The organism is Lentzea sp. (genome assembly GCF_035525475.1).
In the GTDB taxonomy this organism is placed as follows: Bacteria; Actinomycetota; Actinomycetes; order Mycobacteriales; family Pseudonocardiaceae; genus Lentzea.
In genome coordinates this window covers 21,290-39,022 of sequence record NZ_DATLEC010000227.1, presented here as the reverse complement: position 1 = coordinate 39,022, position 17,733 = coordinate 21,290, and the positions used below count along the sequence as shown (strand labels likewise).

Genomic DNA, 17,733 nt, shown 5'->3' with positions numbered 1-17,733 from the left:
GTAAATGATCTGCGAGCGGGCGAGACGTCGTGACACGATCGCGCCATGACGGCTTTCGCGACCCCTGAAGACATCGCCGGCAGGACCAGGGCCGCCCGGGACGCGGCGGTGGAGGCAGGTCGCGAGCTCGGCCTGGAGATCACCGGGGGCAGGGTGCTCTACGAGCTGTTCTCCGTCGTGGTGCACCTCGCGCCGTCACCGGTGGTGGCCCGCGTCCCGACCGTCCTGCCGCACACCACGACGCTCGAAAGCCTCGGCAAACGCCAGCAGCAGGAACTGGACGTCGCGCAGTGGCTCCACGACCAGGGCACGCCGGTGATCCCGCCGAGCAGCCTGGTGCCGCGCGAACCGGTCCAGCGCGACGGCTTCTCGATGACCTTCTGGCCGCTCACCGACGAGGACAAGGACAGCGTGCCGGACTACGTCCGGAACTCCGAGCTGACCGCCGACCTGCACAGGGCCCTCCGTGACTACCCCGGCGAGCTCGACTTCCTGTCGTCGGCGGAGCCGCGGTTCGTCCGGGAAGGCCTGGAGAGGCTGGCAGGCCAGGACGTCGTCACCCCGGAGGACCTCGCCAGGGCCCAGCGGGAGTGGGAGGTCCTGGAACCGCTGGTCAGCTCCGAGGAAGCGTTCCGGCAGCGGTTCCCCGGCATCGATCTACAGCCCATCCACGGCGACTCGCCGCCGGCGAACATCTTCGCGAGCACCACCGGCCCGTTGTTCTCCGACTTCGAGCTGATCACCCGCGGACCGGTCGAGTGGGACCTCGGCGGCCTCGGGCCGGAGCTCGAAGCCGCCTACGACCGCGGTGCCGCGAAGAACGGCCTGCGCGCGCTCGACAAGGAGGTGCTCCGGTTCGTCAACGCGGTCGGCGCGATCCGGGTGCTCGCCTACCTGTCGTGCGCGGACCAGCTGCCCGCCATGATCGAGTTCATGCAGCCGTTCATCCTCCAGTGGAGGGACACCGACGCCTACGCGTGAGCGGCGGCCCGGTCCCCGAGCCACGCGACGATCTCCTCGGCGGGCAGCGGCTCGCTGAGGAAGTACCCCTGCACCACGTCGCACCCGGCCGCGGCCAGCGCCGTCCAGGTGTCCTGGTCCTCCACGCCCTCCGCCACGGCCTGCAGGCCGAAGTTGCGGGCCAGGGCCACCAGCGCGTGCACGATGGCGGAGTCGCCGGCGTCGGTGCACATGTGCGTGACGAACGACCGGTCGAGCTTCATCTCGTGCACCCGCATGCTGCGCAGGTAGGAGATCGACGAGTAGCCGGTGCCGAAGTCGTCGATCGAGAGCCGCACGCCGAGCTCGGTCAGGCCGCGCAGCACCTCCACCGCGCGGTCCGGGTCCGAGATGATCGCGGACTCGGTGATCTCCAGCGTCAGCAGGCGCGCGGGCAGGCCGTGGCGCTTGATCAGGTCGGCCACGTCGCCGGGGAACTCGGTGTGGTGCAGGCAGGCAGCGCCCACGTTCACCGACACCGGCACCTCCCAGCCCGCGTCGGACCAGGCGCGGCACTGGCGCAGCGCCGCGTCGATCACGTAGCGGGTCAGCGGCTCGATCAGGCCGTTCTCCTCGGCCACCGGGATGAACTCGTCGGGACGCACCAGGCCGCGCGTCGGGTGCTGCCAGCGAGCCAGCGCCTCGACGCCGCACACCGCGCCCGTGTCGGCCAGGGCCTTGGGCTGGTAGTGCAGGAACAGCTCGCCGCGGTCGATCGCATGCCGCAGTTCCGTCACGGCGGTGAGGTGGGCCGCGCCGCGTTCGTGCAGGCGTGCGTCGTACACGGCCACACCGGCCTTCTCGCGCTTCGCCGCGTACATCGCGATGTCCGCGTGTCGCAGCAGTTCGTGGCCGTCGCCGGAGTCCGCCGGGCACAGCGCCACGCCGACGCTGGCCGCGATCTCCAGCTCCAGGCCCTCCAGCGTCACGGGCATGGCCAGGGCCTGGAGGATCTTCTCCGCCACCATGCTCGCGTTCTCGGCCGAGCCGACGCCGGGCAGCAGCACCGCGAACTCGTCGCCGCCCAGCCGCGCCACCAGGTCCGTGTCCCGCACCGCCCACGTCAGGCGGTTGGCCACCTGGCGCAGCAGCAGGTCGCCGCTGTGGTGGCCGAGCGAGTCGTTGACCTCCTTGAACCGGTCCAGGTCCACGATCAGCAACGCCAGCGGCTCGTCCTTCTTGCGCGCCTTCGCGACGGCCTGTTCCATCCGCCGCGCGAGCAGCGACCGGTTCGCCAGGCCCGTCAGGGCGTCGTGGTGCGCCTCGTGCTCGTTCTTGGCCGCCTGGCGCAGTATCTTGCGCCGGTACCCGAGCAGCACCATGCCGAACAGCGCCACCAGGAACCCGTCCACGACGAACGCCACGATCTGGGCGATCCGCAGCTGCGCGTTCTTCTCGTCGGCCGCGCGCAGGTACTCGGTGGTGTCGAGCCAGTTGGCCCCTATCGTCGTGGAGATCTGGCGGCGCAACGACGAGTGCGCGAGCGAGGCCTGGTCGGCCTGCAGCGGGTCGCCGGTGGCGATCACCCTGCGCAGGGTGTCGGTGGTCTGGTCGTAGAGCGGCAGCAACCGGCCCGCCACGGCGGCGTCGGACGGCCGGGCGCTGGTGTTCAGCCACTCCAGCTCGTCGCGCGCGGAGCCGACGGAGTTCTCGAGCGGCTTGACGGTCTGCTCCGTGCGCGCCACCTGGATGTCGTGCAGGGCGTTGTCGGCGACGTTGATGTGCTCCAGCACGCGGCTCCACCGCTCGCCGGCCTCGTTGAGCTGCCGGACGTGGGCGGTCGTGTTCTGCGCGCTCACGCTGCTCCACAGCGCCAGTCCCGCCAGGGTCAGCAGCCCGAGCGTCAGCCCCACCGTCGCCACGCGTGCGGTGGCGCGGTTCTCCCCGAAGTTCACCGTGCCTGCTCCAACGGTCGCACCCAGCTCGCCGGGTCCTCGACGAAGCTGTCGATCTGGTGCTGGAAGAACTCCCTGCGCGCTTCCTCCGACTCCTGCCGGTGCAGGACCCGGTCCAGGTTCGCGGTGGTCACCGTGAGGCCCGGCGTCTCGATCCAGCCCTGCGGCAGCGCAGCCCTGCCCGTCGCGTGCCGGGCGAGCAGCCAGCCCGCCACGGCGCCCTCGAGGTAGTGCTCGGGGGAGATCGTCGCCACCATCGCGCCGTCCTTCACCGCCTGCAACGTTCTCGGGTCGACCCCGAAGCCGCCCACCAGCCATCTCGCCGACTTCTCCGTCTTCAGAGCGGCGAGGCTGGCCCCGTCGCAGTCGCCCGTCCCCACGAACGCGAGGGCGTCGGGATTCGCCGCGACCAGCCGACGCCACGCGTCCCGGTTGGCGGCGTCGTCGCGCTGCGTGTCGAACGGCCCCAGCACCAGCACTCCCGATAGTTTCTCCGCGAACCGTCCCCGAACCCCGTCGGCCCGGTCGTCGAACCCGCCGAGGCCCGGCGCGGTGTTCCCCAGCACCACCGTCCCGGTCGCGTCCGGGGGCAGTCGGCGCATCAGCTCGTCAGCCAGCTTTTCGCCGAGCTCGTGGTTGTCGTTACCGATGTGCAACCTCGCCCGCGAGCTCGAGGTGAGCCGCATGTCGACGCCTATCACGGGCACGTGCCGGGCCAGGGCGTCACCGACGGAGGGCGCCATCAGCGCGGGCTCGGACGTGGCCACGGCGATCCCGTCCCTCGCGGCCACCGTCAGGTTCCGGAACAACTCCACTTCCCTGTGCCCGTCCTGCCCGGGAGGTCCCGTCACCGTCGCGCTGACACCGCCGACGCGGCCGACGCCCTCGTGGAACCCGCTGGTCATCTCCTGCGCGAAGGACGCGCCCGTGCGCTTCACCACGAACCCGACGTGCGGCAACGCCTCCGACTTCGCGGCGGTGCCGCAGCCTGCCACCAGCACCAGTCCCAGCACCAGCGCCGCAGCTCGCATGGATGACCTCGGGCTCGACCGTTGGAATGAGTGATCTCCAGAGCGGCCGAGCCTACATCGCTCGATGCCAAATCGGCATGACGCACCCCTGTGCGGGAAGCGCTTTCACGTTCCGGAGGTGTCAGGCGGGGTCGTACCCCAGGTTCGGGCGCAGCCACTGCTCGACCTCCGCGAGCGGCTTTCCCGCGCGCCGCGCGTAGTCCTCGACCTGGTCGCGGCCCAGCCGCCCGACGGTGAAGTACTTCGCGTCCGGGTGCTGGAAGATCAGCCCGCTCACGCTCGCGGCCGGGTTCATCGCGAACGACTCGGTCAGCTCGACGCCGATCTCCTCCGCGCCGAGCAGGTCGAACAGCTGGCGCTTCACGGTGTGGTCGGGGCATGCCGGGTAGCCGAGCGCGGGGCGGATTCCGCGGAACCGCTCGGCGTGCAGGTCGGTGATCGCGGGGTCGGCGTCCGGCTCGAACCAGTCGCGGCGGGCCCGCAGGTGGATCCACTCGGCGAACGCCTCGGCGAGCCTGTCCGCCAGCGCCTTCACCATGATGGCGCGGTAGTCGTCGTGCTTGGCCTCGTACTTCGCGGCCAGCTCGTCGGCGCCGAGGATCGTCACCGCGAAGCCGCCGAGGTGGTCGCCGTCCGGGGCGACGTAGTCCGACAGCGACCGGTTCGGGCGCGACACCTGCTTCTGCGTCTGCTGCCGCAGCATCGGGATCAGCACGCCGTTGCCGAGCCGGATGTCGTCGCCCTCGGAGCGCGCGGGCCAGAACCCGTACACGCCCTTCGCCGTGAACAGGTCTCCCGCGACGATTTCGTCGAGCAACGCGTTCGCGTCGTCGAAGAGCTCGCGCGCCACGGGTTCGTCGAGGATCGCGGGGAACTTGCCCTTCATCTCCCACGCGAGGAACAGGAACGTCCAGTCGATGAACTCGCGCAGTTCCGCGAGTGGTGGCGTGATCGTGCGGGTTCCGGTGAACGCCGGCGTCGGCAAGTCGGTGAACTCGACCTTCTCCGCGTTCGCGCGCGCGGCTTCCAGGCCCAGCAACGGCAGCTGCCTGCGGTTCTCGTGCTGCTCGCGCAGCCGCGCCTGCTCCGCCCGGTTCGCGCGGTTCAGCTCGTGGCCGCGCCGGTCGTCGAGCAGGTCCGACACGACGCCGACGACCCGTGAGGCGTCGAGCACGTGGATGACCGGCTCGTCGTAGACGGGGGCGATCTTCACGGCGGTGTGCTGGCGGGACGTGGTGGCGCCGCCGATCAGCAGCGGCAGCTTCATGCCGCGCCGCTGCATCTCCTCGGCGACCGAGACCATCTCGTCGAGCGACGGCGTGATCAGCCCGGACAGGCCGATGACGTCGGCGTGCTCGCGGATCGCGGTGTCGAGGATCTTCGCTGCCGGGACCATCACGCCGAGGTCGATCACCTCGTAGTTGTTGCAGCCCAGGACGACGCCGACGATGTTCTTGCCGATGTCGTGCACGTCGCCCTTGACCGTGGCGAGCACGACCTTGCCGTTGCCGCCGGCCGTCGCCCTGGGCTCGGCGTCCATGAACGGCTCCAGGTAGGCGACCGCGCGCTTCATGACGCGGGCGCTCTTCACCACCTGCGGCAGGAACATCTTGCCCGCGCCGAACAGGTCGCCGACGATCTTCATGCCGTCCATCAGCGGGCCCTCGATGACGTCGAGCGGACGGGGGAGGGCCTGGCGGGCCTCCTCGGTGTCCTCCTCGATGAAGTCGACGACGCCGTGCAGGATCGCGTGCTCCAGCCGCTTGCCGACCGGCGCCTCGCGCCACGCCAGGTCGACGACGCGCTTCTGGCCGGGCCCCTTCACGGTCTCGGCGTGCGCGACGAGGCGGTCCGTCGCGTCCTCGCGGCGGTCGAAGATGACGTCCTCGACCAGTTCCAGCAGCTCGGGGGCGATGTTCTCGTAGACCACGAGCTGGCCCGCGTTGACGATGCCCATGTCCAGGCCGGCCTTGACAGCGTGGAACAGGAACGCGGAGTGCATCGCCTCGCGGACGACGTCGTTGCCGCGGAACGAGAACGACAGGTTCGAGATGCCACCGCTGGTGCGCGCGCCCGGACAGCGCTGCTTGATCAGCGGCAACGCGTCGATGAACGCCTTGGCGTAGCCGTTGTGCTCCTCGATGCCGGTCGCGACCGCGAGCACGTTCGGGTCGAAGATGATGTCCTCGGCCGGGAACCCGATCCTCTGCGTGAGCAGGTCGTACGCGCGGCCGCAGATCTCGACCTTGCGCTCGGTGGTGTCCGCCTGACCCTGCTCGTCGAACGCCATCACCACGACACCGGCGCCGTGGTCGCGGATCGTGCGGGCCTGCTCCAGGAACGGCTCCTCGCCCTCCTTGAGGCTGATCGAGTTGACCACGCCCTTGCCCTGCACGCAGCGCAGACCGGCCTTCAGCACGCCCCACCGCGAACTGTCGATCATCACGGGGATGCGGGCGATCTCCGGCTCGGTCGCGATCAGGTTGAGGAACGTCGTCATCGCCTGCTCGCCGTCGAGCAGGTCGGCGTCCATGTTGACGTCCAGCAGGTTCGCGCCGCCCCTGACCTGGTCGAGAGCCACCGCGAGCGCCGCCTGGTGGTCGTCGGCCTCGATCAGCCTGCGGAACTTCGCCGAGCCCGTGACGTTGGTGCGCTCGCCGATCATGACGAACCCGGTGTCCGCGCCGATCTCGAACGTCTCCAGGCCGCTGAACCTGGTGGTGTCGCGGGGCTTCACGACCTCGCGCGGCGCGGTGTCGCGCACCGCGTCCGCGATGGCCCTGATGTGCGCGGGGGAGGTGCCGCAGCAGCCGCCGACGACGTTGACGATGCCCTTGCCGGCGAAGTCCCGCAGCAGGGCCGCGGTCTCGTCCGGGGTCTGGTCGTAGCCGCCGAACGCGTTGGGCAGACCGGCGTTCGGGTGGCAGGCGACGTAGGTGTCCGCGAGCCGGGCGAGGTCGGTGACGTGCGGGCGCATCTCCTCGGCGCCCAGCGAGCAGTTCACGCCCACGACCAGCGGCTTCGCGTGCTCGATCGAGTCCCAGAACGCCTCGACGGTCTGGCCCGAGAGCGTGCGGCCCGACAGGTCGACGATCGTCACCGAGATCCACAGCGGCAGGTCGGGCGCCACCTCGCGGGCCGCGGCGATGGCGGCCTTCGCGTTGAGGGTGTCGAAGATCGTCTCGATCAGCAGGAGGTCGACGCCGCCCTCGTGCAGCGCGGCGATCTGCTCGGCGTAGGAGGCCTTGACCTGCTCGAACGTGACGGCCCGGTACGCGGGGTCCTCGACCTTGGGCGACAGGCTGAGCGTGACGTTGAGGGGGCCGACCGAGCCCGCGACGAACCGGCCGCCGAACTCGTCCGCGGCCTGGCGGGCGATCCGGGCGCCCGCGATGTTCATGTCGCGCACGCGGTCCTCGAGCCCGTAGTCGGCCTGACCGATCGACGTCGCGGTGAACGTGTTCGTCGTCGTGATGTCCGCGCCCGCCGCGAGGTACTGCCGGTGCACGTCGAGCACCAGGTCGGGACGCGTGAGGTTGAGCAGGTCCGGATCGCCGGCGACGTCGGTGTGGTGGTCGCCGAACTCGGTGCCGTGGTAGTCGGCGGGGGAGAGCTTCGCCTGCTGGAACATCGTGCCCCAGGCGCCGTCGAGCACGACGATCCGCTGGTTCAGCAGGGACTTCAGACCGGCCACGCGCGCTCCCGAAAAGTCGGAAGCGCCCTTGTTCGTGGTCGTGCGAAGCCGAGCGTGGCAGGCCTCGGGCCTGTTGCAGCGCTTCTCGGCTTCGCCGCCCAGATTACCAATGTCGACCAAGGAGCAGGAGCCCGTCTCACTCCATAGGATGGTCGCGTGACTGGAGAACGCGCATTGGTCCTGGGCGGCGGTGGTGTCACCGGGATCGCCTGGGAGACCGGGATTCTGCACGGGCTGGCTGAGCAGGGCGTCGACCTGACGGGCGCCGACCTGTTCGTGGGGACGTCCGCCGGGTCCGTGGTGGCCACGCAGCTCGCGGGTGGCGTGCCGCTCGCCGAGCTGTACGGGAGCCAGCTGCTGCCGCCCGACGGCGAGATCCCGGCGCGGCTGACGCCGTGGATGCTGGTCAGGTACGCGCTTTCCTACGTGATGCCGGGGAAGCCGGCGGTGAAGCGCGCCCGGCTGGGACGTGCCGCGGTGAAGGCGCGCACGCCGTCGGAGGAGTCGCGGCTGGAGGTGTTCGAGGGCCGCCTTTCCATCAGGGACTGGCCCTCGCGCGCGCTGAAGGTGACCGCCGTCGACACCGCCGACGGGAAGTTCGTCGCGTTCGACCGGGACAGCGGCGTGCCTCTGGTGAAGGCCGTGGCGTCGAGCTGCGCGGTGCCGCTGGTCTGGCCGCCCGTCACCATCGACGGCCACCGGTACATGGACGGCGGCATGCGCTCGGTGGCCAACGTCGACCTGGCGGCCGGGTACTCGCGGGTGGTGGTCGTGGCGCCGCTGACGCGCTCGGCGAGCCCTGCCGCGACTCCGCAGGCCCAGGCGGCGAAGCTCGGCGTGCCGTCCATCGTGGTCAGTCCCGACGAGAAGGCGCTGGCCGCGATCGGCTCGAACCTGCTGGACCCGGCGCGTCGCAAACCGGCCGCCGAGGCGGGGTTCGAGCAGGCGGCGTCGATCGCCGACGCCGTCCGGGAGGTCTGGAACCCGTAGCCCGGCCACTTCCGGGCGTTCCGGAAGACGACGGGTGCCGTGACCTGTGCCACGCTCCCCGCCCCGGGGTTGACCTTGACCCTGGGGCGGGGTTCGAGCATCTGGGGCATGGACAACGACTTCATCGCCCGGACCGCCGCCCGCTTCGACATCCCCGGCGCCGCGGTGGGCGTCCTCCACAACGGGCAGCGGCACTTCTTCCGCCACGGCGTCACCAGCGTCGAGAACCCGTTGCCGGTCGACGAGGACACGCTCTTCCTGCTGGGCTCGATCACCAAGACCTACACCGCCACCGCGATCATGCGCCTGGTGGCGCAGGGCAAGATCTCGCTGGACGCGCCGGTGCGCACCTACGTGCCCGAACTGGAACTGGCCGACGACCGCGAGTTCACCGTGCGGCAGCTGCTCAACCACACGTCCGGCCTCGACTGGGGCACCTTCACCGACACCGGTGAGGGCGACGACGCGCTGGCCCGCCACGTCGCCGGGCTGGCGACGCTGAAGCTGGTCGCGCCGGTCGGCGAACGTCCGTCGTACAGCCAGTCCGGCTTCAACCTCGCGGGGCGGATCATCGAGAACGTCACCGGGCAGACCTACGAGCAGGCGGTCGCGACGCTGCTGCTGGAGCCGCTCGGGCTCGCGAACACGCACTTCGACCGGGACGCGGTGATGACCCGGCGGTTCGCCGTCGGGCACGAGAAGGGCGAGGTCGCGCGACCGTGGCGGCACTGGCGGGCGAACAACCCCGGCGGTGGCGTCGCGGCGTCGGTCGCGGACCTGCTGAAGTGGGCGGGGGTCCACCTGGAGAGCGATGACCTGGACGAGATGCGGAGGCCCACGGCGGTGTTGCGCGGCAGCAACCTCGGTGACGCCATCGGTGTCGGCTGGTTCCTGCGCGAGATCGACGGCGTGCGGACGATCGGGCACGGCGGGTCGTCCAACGGGCAGTTCGCGGAGCTGCTGGTCGTTCCCGAGCGGAACTTCGCGGTGGTGTCGGTCGCGAACCAGGGTCCGGACGGGATCCCGTTCAACCAGGCGGTGGTCCGCAGGGCGTTGGAGGACTTCCTCGGCGTCGTGGACCGCGACCCGGAACCGTTGCCGCACAACGCGTCGAAAGCACGGGAGGTCGCGGGGAACTACGACAACGACACGATGGTGATGACCATCGACGACACCGGTGACGGACTGGTGCTGGAGGTGCTGATCCGGCCGGAGATCCGCGAGTCCGCGGAGGTGGAGCTGCCGGCCGACCACGCGCCGTTCCCGATGGGACTGCTGCCGCGCGACGAGTACGTGCTCACGGAAGGCGCGTTCGCCGGGCAGCGCGGGTTCTTCACGCGGGACGGCGACGGCGCGATCGCCGGAGTCGATCTCGCCGGTCGCGTGTTCGGCCGGGTGGGATGATGCCGCGATGATCACGATCGGCCGGCTCGCCCGGTACGCGGGCGTGACGATCAAAGCGGTGCGGCACTACCACAAGGTAGGGCTGCTGCCCGAGCCCGAACGCGACCACTCCGGCTACCGCCGTTACGGCGCGCAGCACGCGATCGACCTGGTCAAGATCCGCACGCTCGCCGAGGCCGGGGTGCCGCTGGCTCGCGTGAAGGAGCTCCTCGACGCCGGGGAGGAGGAGTTCGCGTCGGCGGTCGCCGAGATCGACGAGGCGTTGCGGCGGCGCGAGCAGGAGATCCGGCTGGCGCGCGAACGGGTCGTGCGGCTGCGCGCCGGCAACGCCCTGTTCCTGACCGAGGACGCGGCGGCGGTGCTGGAACGGTTGCGAGCGCTGGGCGTCAGCGAACGCGGCCTGCGGATGGAGCGCGACGTCTGGGTGCTCATGCAGGCCGTCGCGCCGGACGAGGCGGCGGTGTGGCTCGCCGACAAGGCCGCCGCGCTCGCCGATCCCGAGTTCCAGCGGATCTACCTGGCCTACGACGAGGCCTTCGCGCTCGGGCCTGACGACCCGCGGCTGCCCGCGCTGGCGGAGCGGGCAGCCGCGTGGACGAGGAACCGTCCGGTGATGCCGATGGCCGATCCGGAGATCACCGCGCTGGCGATGGCCGCGGCCGGGGCGTCGTCGCCCGCGTGGGACGCGCTGAGTCAGTAGAGGGTGCGCAGGAACTCCGGGCCGCCCTCCTCGGCGTTGGTCCCCTTCTCCACGAACGCGATGTTGTGGTGGAAGGAGATCCCGCTGATGTTGCGCTGCAGGAACGAACCCGCCGCGCGCGGGTCGCCCACCTCCGCGTGGTTCAGGCCGTCCACAAAGGACTTCAGCATGCCGGTCGACGTGCCGTCCGCACCCTCCGGGTGGCCGCCCCAGCTCGGCCAGTACGCGGTCTGCAGGTCCTCGACCACGTACAGCCCGCCCGCGCGGACGTGCGGGAACAAGGCGTGGAACGACGTCCGCACGTGGTCGTTGAGGTGGCTGCCGTCGTCGATGACCACGTCGAACGGACCGAGCTCGCGGCCCAGCCGGTCGAGGAACCCCGCGTCGGACTGGTCCCCCCGCACGGTCATGATCCGCGGGCCGGTGATGTTCTTCTCGGCGATGTCCAGGCCGAGCACCAGGCCGCGCGGGAAGAAGCGCTCCCACATCCGCAGCGACCCGCCGCCGCTGTCCGGGTCGTCGTAGCCGCCGATGCCGATCTCCAGCACCCGCACGGGTTCGGTGCGCAGCCGGGCGAAGTGGCGCTCGTAGTGCTGGGTGTACCAGTGCATGTCGCCCCACTTGTCCGAACCGAGCTCGACGGCGAGCTCGCCGAGGTCCGGCCGGGCGGGCCTGAGCGCGGACAGCAGCCCCTGCACGGACTGCGGGATGCCCTTGCGCCCGGCGAACCACCCGCTGATGCCGCGTTCGTCGACCTCGGGGTTCGGGGTGCTCACGGCGAGGCTCGACCACGGCCGTCCGCCGTAGAGGGCCCGCACGGCGTCGGCGAGGCCGAGCGACACCACGACGTCGGCCTCCGGCCGGAGGTGGCTGGTCGTCACGCCGTCGAAGGTCAGGTCGAGCCGGACGTCGTGCTCGCCGATCTCGTTCAGGACCTCCTCGGCGACGGCGGCCGGCGTGAGACCGCGGATCGTGGCGTCGAGCAGGTCCGGGCCTGCGGTGGCGGCCTGCAGCAGTGGTGCGAGAACCGTCCATCGGGCGGTGTCGAGCACAGAGTCCCCCTCGGTGACTTGAGTCCGGCTTGAGCGTGGTCGACTTACCATCCCCGCCATGGGGATCCGACGAGTTTCATACACGATCTTGGTGGCGTTACTGGTGCTGGTCGCGGCAGGACCGGCACAGGCCGGAGAGCGGCAGTTGCTGTTCTACAACCACGTGTGGGGAACCTTCGACCGCGCCACCGCCGACGCGGTCGAGCACTCCGCCTACCTGGAGGAGTTCTCGAACTTCGAGGTCCGCACCACGACAGGAGCCGACGGCCAGGTCTGGACAGGGCGCTACCTGCGCGGCAGGGAGACGTACCTGGAGATCTTCGGCATCGGCGACGTCGGCGGCCAGGACGGCGAGCTCGGTGCCGCGGGCCTCGGCCTGTCGACAGAACGCGACGGCGACATCGAAAGGCTGCAGGCCAGGCTCCGCGCCGCCGGCCTGTCGCCCGTCGACTTCCTGCAGACCCGCGACTTCGGCGACGGCAAGCCGGTGCCGTGGTTCGACTCGACCTACCTGATCGAGAGGTACGACAGGTTCGGCGCGTGGGCCATGGAGTACCGCGACGAGTACCTCGACGACCCGCGCAGCGGGGTCGGACCGGCGCGCTTCCGCGGTGACGTCACCCGCGAGCGCTACCTGCCCGACGCGTACCAGGACAAGCTGATGCGCGACATCACGTCGATCCGCCTCGCCGTCACCGCCTCGGACCTGGCGGCCACGATCCCGTTGCTGGAGGCGGGCGGGCTCGGCGTGCGCACCGACGAGCACGGCGCCGTGGTGACGCGTGGCGGCACGACGATGCGGTTCGACGTGGTCCCGATGGGACAGACCGGCCTCGAGCGCATCGAGTTCGAGCTCAACCGCGGCGTCGCGCGGCACGTCGAGCAGCTGGGCACGTCGACGCTGGTCGTGGGTCCGGGCAAGCGGGCCGTCTGGACCTTCTGACACCCTGGGTCCCGATGGATCACCGAAACGGGACGCCGCTGGTCGGACGTGACCGGGAACGGCGGCGCCTGACCGCGCTGGCGGACACCGGCGGTGCGCTGCTGGTCGTCGGCGAGCCGGGCGTGGGCAAGTCGGCCCTGCTCTCGTCCCTGAAGGGCCACCGGGTCGTCGGCGCCGAGTCCGAACAGGACATGCCCTACGCCGGACTGCACCAGGTCCTGCACCCGTTCCTGGACCTGCCGGCTCTGGCCGGGGTGCGGCGGTCCGCCCTGGAGGTCGTCTTCGGCCTCGCCGACGGCCCTCCGCCACCCGTGCACCTCGTGGGCCTCGCCGCGCTGGACGTGCTGAGCGCGGCCGGGCCCGTCGTGCTGGTGGACGACGCGCACTGGCTCGACTCCGCGAGCCGGGACGCACTCGGCTTCGTGGCGCGGCGGCTGACCGGCGCCGCGCTCGTCGTGGCCGCCAGGACGCCCGTGTTCGCCGGGGTCCCGACGCTCGTGCTGGAACCGCTGGGGCCGGATGAGGCTTCCGCGTTGCTCTCCGAGGTCGCGCCCGGCCTGCCCGCCGACCGCCGGTCACGCGTTCTCGCCGACGCCGCCGGCAACCCGCTGGCCCTGGTGGAGCTGCCGTTCGGCGGCACCTCGCTGGAGGAGGCGTTCGCTTCGCGGGTCGCCGGGCTGCCGGGCGAGGTGCGCACGGCGTTGCTGGAGGCGGCACTCGGCGGTGCGCCCTGTGCCGAGCCGCCGGCGGTGGAGGCCAGGCTGGTCGGCCGGGACGGCGCGTTCCCGCACCCGCTGGTCAGGTCCGCGGTCGTGCGGGCGGCGAGTGCTTCCGAACGCCGCGATGCCCACCGCCGGCTCGCTTCGTTCACCGAAGAGCCGGACCGGCGCGCGTGGCATCTCGCCGGGGCGGCGGACGGTGCTGACGAGACGGTCGCACGCCTGCTGGAGGAGACGGCAGACCGTGCGTTGCGCCGTGGTGGCGCTGCCGTTGCCGTGCGCGCGTTGGAACGGGCGGCTGCGCTGGGGACCGGTGACCGGCAGCCGCGACGGCTGTTGCGCGCGGCCGAGCTGGCGGCGGAGGCGGGACGGCGCGACGACGTCGAGCGGATCCTGCTGGACGTGCGCGCCCTCGACCTGACCGCACGCGAACGGGCGCTCGTGAGGTGGCTGCCCAGCGCGTTCGACGACGGTGTCCGGGAGGGTGCCGCCGGACCGGGCGAACTGGTCGGACCGGCCGAGGCCGTGATGGCCGACGGCGACGTCGAACTGGCGATGCGGATCTTCTGGAGCGTCGCGATGCGGTGCTTCTGGGTGGAGCCGGGACCGGCGGTCCGGGAACGGATCGCGGCCGTGGCGCGGCGGCTGCCGATCGACCCCCGTGACCCGCGGATGCTGGCGATGCTCGCGTACGTGTGCCCGGTGGAACAGGGCGACGCGGTGGTCGCGGGGCTGCGCGCCACGTCCGCCGACGACCCCGCCACCCTCCGCCTGCTCGGCAGCGCCGCCCTCCAGGTCGGTGCCTTCGAGGAGTCCGTCCGCCTCTCCACCGCCGCCCAGCCCTGCTTCCGGGCCCAGGGCCGGTTCGCGCTCCTGGCCCGCGCCCTGGCCGTGGAGGCCTGGAGCCGCACCCGCCTCGGCGACATCACCGCCGCCGAACCCGCCGTCCGGGAAGCCGCCCTCCTCGCCGAGGAGACCTCCCAGCCGTACATGCGCGGTCTGGCCGTCGCCGTCCAGGCCGAGATCGCCGCCCTGCGCGGCGACTACGACGAGGCCGCCGGCAAGGCCGCCGAAGCCGAACGCATCGGGCTCGCGGCAGGCGCCCGCCCGGTGCTGGCGACGGTCCAGCTGGCCAGGAGCCTCGCCGCGCTGGGCGAGGGCAGGTACGCCGACGCGTTCGCCGCCATCCGCCGCGTCCACGACCCGGCCGACCCCGCCCACCAGCTGGCGTTGCGCCGGTACGTGCTGCCGGAGCTCGTCGAGGCCGCCACCCGCAGCGGCAACACCGACGTCGCGCGCAAGATCGTGGACGAGCTGGACACCGCCACCGGCTCACCGGCGCTCGCGACGGGACTGAGGTACGCGCGGGCCCTTCTCGCGGAGGACGACGAGGCCGAGGCGCTCTTCGAGGCGGCGCTCGACGCGAAGAGCTCGCCCTGGGACCGCGCGAGGACGCGGCTGGCGTTCGGCGCGTGGCTGCGCAGGCAACGCAGGGCTGCCGCGGCGAGGCCGCACCTCAAGGCCGCGAAAGAGGCGTTCGAGGCGTTCGGCACGAAGGACTGGGCGCAGCGCGCGGCCGAGGAGCTGCGGGCGTCGGGGGAGTCGCGCAACGGCAGCGGCGAGCTGACCGAGCACGAGCTGACCATCGCGCGCATGGCCGCGGACGGGCTGACGAACAAGGAGATCGGCGAACGGCTGCACCTGTCGCACCGCACGGTCAGCACGCACCTGCACCGGATCTTCCCCAAACTCGGCGTCACCGCCCGCACGGAACTGGGGCAGGCGCTGATGACTTACGACACCGCCGTCACCTGACGCTCGCGAGAACCACACCGCCGTCCCTACGGTCGAAGCCATGATCAGCAGGCGACAGTTCTCCCAGGCGCTGGCGGTGGCGGGCGTGGCGGCACCCCTCACGGCCACCGCGACCGCGCACGCCTCGACGCCGGCCTGGGGCGAGATCAAGCAGGTCAGGGCCGGGTTGCTGAACATCGGGTACGCCGAGATGGGCCCGAAGACCGGCCCGGTGACGGTCCTGCTGCACGGCTGGCCGTACGACATCCACAGCTACGTCGACGTCGCACCGGCACTCGCGGCACAGGGTCACCGCGTGCTCATCCCGTACCTCAGGGGCTACGGCCCGACACGGTTCCTGCACGCGCACACCATGCGCAACGGCCAGCAGTCCGCACTCGCCGCGGACGTCATCGCGTTCATGGACGCCCTCGGCATCCGCCAGGCGACGGTCGCGGGTTTCGACTGGGGCGCCAGGACGGCCTGCATCACCGCGGCGCTGTGGCCGCAGCGGGTCAGGGCGCTCGTGTCGGTCAGCGGCTACCTGGTCGTCAACCTGCGGCAGAACCAGGAACCGCTGAACCCGCAGGCCGAACTGGGCTGGTGGTACCAGTACTACTTCGCGACCGAGCGCGGCGTGAAGGGCTACACGCAGAACTCCTACGAGTTCAACAAGCTCATCTGGAAGCTCGCCTCACCGCGGTGGGAATTCGACGAGTCCACCTACGCCCAGAGCGCCACGGCGTGGAAGAACCCCGACCACGTCGCGATCGTCATCCACAACTACCGCTGGCGCCTGCAGCTCGCGGAGGGCGAGCACCGCTACGACGGGCTCGAGCGCGAGCTGCAGGCGAAGCCCGTGATCAGCGTTCCGACGATCACCATCGCCAGCGACTTCGACGGGGCGAACTCCGACGGCGCGGCCTACCGTGCCCAGTTCACCGGACGCTACGAGCACCGCGTCCTCGACGGCATCGGGCACAACGTCCCGCAGGAGGCGCCGGAGGCGTTCACCCGCGCGGTGCTCGACGCGAGCCGCTAATCGGGCGGGGTCAGGATCCCACCGGCGGTCGTGCGGATGCGGAGGGAGGAAGCCAACGCATCACGCACGATGCGGTCGACGTCGTAGGCGACCAGACGGCCGCCGCGCTTCACGATCCGGCCGTCCGAGAACACGGTGTCGACGTTGGCAGGGGTCGCCGCCTGCACCAGCGTGGTCTCGACCAGACCGCCCGGTGCGAGGTTGACGTCGTTGGCCCGCACCAGGACGATGTCCGCCCGCTTGCCGACCGTGATCGACCCGGTGACGTCGCCGAGTCCCAGCGCGCGGGCGCCGTTGAGCGTCGCCATCGTCAGCACGTCGCGGAACCCGATCTCCGGCAGACCGGCGGAAGGCGTGCCCTGCCAGGGGATCCCGGTGGTCCAGGCCACCCGCATCGCCTCGAACATGTCCGACGGCGCGATGGACGTGGCGTCCGACGACAGCGACACGGGCACGCCGGCCCTGCGGAAGCGCAGCAGGGTGTCGCGCGGGTCGCCCGCCGCGCCGAGCCGGAACTCCGAGTGCGGTGACCAGCTCAGCGGCGTGCGGGTGCGGGCCATGACCTCCATGTCGCTGTCGAGCGCGGTGACGTAGTGCGTCAGCAACGTCCTGGGTCCCAGCCAGCCCCGCCGCTCGTAGTCCGCCGCGTCGACGATCCGCGGCGGTGACTGTCCCGCGTGGATCGCGACCGGCAGGTCACGCCGCAGAGCCGCGTCCATGTCCGCGAAGAACGCCGGTTCGTCGCTCTGCGACAACCCGCGCACGCAGACACCCAGGTGCACGAGCCCGTCGAACGCGCTGCCGTGCGAGAAGTACTGCCGCCGCACCTGGTCGACGCCCGTGAAGTCCATCGGCGCCTCACGCGGCATCTGGTCCACGTGGCCGTACGAGTACCGGGCGCGCAGCAGTCCGTCGCGGTGCGCGCGCAGCTCCGCGTCGGCGTGTGCGGGAGAACGGGTGTTGTTGGACCAGTTGTGGACGGTCGTCACGCCCGCGTTCGCCAGGTCGGCGAGCCCGAGCAGGACGCTGCGGTAGACGTCCTGGGGGCCGTACAACGTGGACGTGGCGCGCTTCGCCGCGAAGTAGGGGAACCCGTCGGCCACGAAGTTGCGGCCCAGCGCGCTCCACATGTGGAAGTGGGTGTTGACGAAACCGGGCATGACGATCATGTCGGTCGCGTCGACCACCTTGGCGCCGCGTGCGTTCAGGCCGGTGCCGACGCCGACGATCTCGCCGTCGTCGACCAGGACGTCCGCGCGCGGCAGAACCCCGAGCGCCTCGTCGACGGTGACGACAGCGCCGCCGCGGATCAGGTACCGGCCGCGGCGCGTGGCGTCCGCGTCGGCGGTGGCGTGAACTGCGCCGGGAATCGGGCCGGTGGCCGAGACCGCGAGGGCGGCACCGACGGATTTCGCCAGTGTCCTTCGGTTGATCATGCGAGTCCTCCAAGAGCGGGGAGAGCCTGCATGC

General features: G+C 71.4%; 12 protein-coding genes and 1 riboswitch. Of the genes, 7 read left to right on the top strand and 5 right to left on the bottom strand.

Annotated features, from left to right (window positions below; genetic code table 11):
- The first annotated feature begins 45 nt into the window (after positions 1–45).
- Complete coding sequence (locus VM306_RS34430) at positions 46–981, top strand: aminoglycoside phosphotransferase family protein (protein ID WP_325522398.1); 936 nt, start codon at positions 46–48, stop codon at positions 979–981.
- On the opposite strand, the gene VM306_RS34425 is transcribed toward VM306_RS34430, so the two are convergent.
- From VM306_RS34425 to metH, 3 genes are all read right to left on the bottom strand, one after another.
- Entirely contained in the window at positions 972–2,894 is a 1,923-nt protein-coding gene (locus VM306_RS34425) for a bifunctional diguanylate cyclase/phosphodiesterase (protein WP_325522396.1), read from the bottom strand. The two genes, VM306_RS34430 and VM306_RS34425, sit on opposite strands and share 10 nt — an antisense overlap.
- A complete protein-coding gene (locus tag VM306_RS34420) occupies positions 2,891–3,925 on the bottom strand; it encodes a sugar ABC transporter substrate-binding protein (protein WP_325522394.1) in 1,035 nt (344 codons plus the stop codon). The genes VM306_RS34425 and VM306_RS34420 overlap by 4 nt, the downstream gene beginning before the upstream one ends.
- Before the next feature lie 121 nt (positions 3,926–4,046).
- The gene (metH, locus tag VM306_RS34415) at positions 4,047–7,619 is read right to left on the bottom strand and encodes a methionine synthase (RefSeq protein WP_325522392.1); all 3,573 of its coding nucleotides are present in this window, start codon (positions 7,617–7,619) and stop codon (positions 4,047–4,049) included.
- Between the two features lie 13 nt (positions 7,620–7,632).
- A riboswitch (S-adenosyl-L-homocysteine riboswitch) is annotated at positions 7,633–7,712 on the bottom strand.
- Positions 7,713–7,775: 63 nt separating this feature from the next.
- Between metH and VM306_RS34410 the strand changes: the two genes are divergently transcribed.
- The 3 genes from VM306_RS34410 (at position 7,776) to VM306_RS34400 (ending at position 10,713) form a co-directional block, all read left to right on the top strand.
- A complete protein-coding gene (locus VM306_RS34410) occupies positions 7,776–8,609 on the top strand; it encodes a patatin-like phospholipase family protein (RefSeq protein WP_325522390.1) in 834 nt (277 codons plus the stop codon).
- Between the two features lie 108 nt (positions 8,610–8,717).
- Positions 8,718–10,013: a serine hydrolase domain-containing protein gene (locus tag VM306_RS34405; protein ID WP_325522388.1), complete on the top strand. Its 1,296-nt coding sequence runs from the start codon at positions 8,718–8,720 to the stop codon at positions 10,011–10,013.
- Positions 10,014–10,020: 7 nt separating this feature from the next.
- The gene (locus VM306_RS34400; protein ID WP_325522386.1) at positions 10,021–10,713 is read left to right on the top strand and encodes a MerR family transcriptional regulator; all 693 of its coding nucleotides are present in this window, start codon (positions 10,021–10,023) and stop codon (positions 10,711–10,713) included.
- On the opposite strand, the gene VM306_RS34395 is transcribed toward VM306_RS34400, so the two are convergent.
- Positions 10,707–11,765 carry a class I SAM-dependent methyltransferase gene (locus tag VM306_RS34395; RefSeq protein WP_325522384.1) on the bottom strand — a complete coding sequence of 353 codons (1,059 nt, stop codon included), beginning with the start codon at positions 11,763–11,765 and terminating at the stop codon, positions 10,707–10,709. The genes VM306_RS34400 and VM306_RS34395 overlap by 7 nt on opposite strands.
- Before the next feature lie 58 nt (positions 11,766–11,823).
- Between VM306_RS34395 and VM306_RS34390 the strand changes: the two genes are divergently transcribed.
- Genes VM306_RS34390 through VM306_RS34380 form a run of 3 tightly spaced genes read left to right on the top strand, consistent with a single transcriptional unit; the run spans position 11,824 to position 16,263 of the window.
- Entirely contained in the window at positions 11,824–12,708 is an 885-nt protein-coding gene (locus VM306_RS34390; RefSeq protein ID WP_325522382.1) for a DUF5829 family protein, read from the top strand.
- A 14-nt stretch (positions 12,709–12,722) separates the two neighbouring features.
- Positions 12,723–15,242, top strand: coding sequence for a LuxR C-terminal-related transcriptional regulator (locus tag VM306_RS34385; RefSeq protein ID WP_325522380.1), 2,520 nt, complete (start codon positions 12,723–12,725; stop codon positions 15,240–15,242).
- Positions 15,243–15,282: 40 nt separating this feature from the next.
- Complete coding sequence (locus tag VM306_RS34380) at positions 15,283–16,263, top strand: alpha/beta hydrolase (RefSeq protein ID WP_325522378.1); 981 nt, start codon at positions 15,283–15,285, stop codon at positions 16,261–16,263.
- On the opposite strand, the gene VM306_RS34375 is transcribed toward VM306_RS34380, so the two are convergent.
- Positions 16,260–17,699, bottom strand: a complete 1,440-nt coding sequence (locus VM306_RS34375) for an amidohydrolase family protein (protein WP_325522376.1) — start codon at positions 17,697–17,699, stop codon at positions 16,260–16,262. The two genes, VM306_RS34380 and VM306_RS34375, sit on opposite strands and share 4 nt — an antisense overlap.
- Positions 17,700–17,733 lie beyond the last annotated feature (34 nt).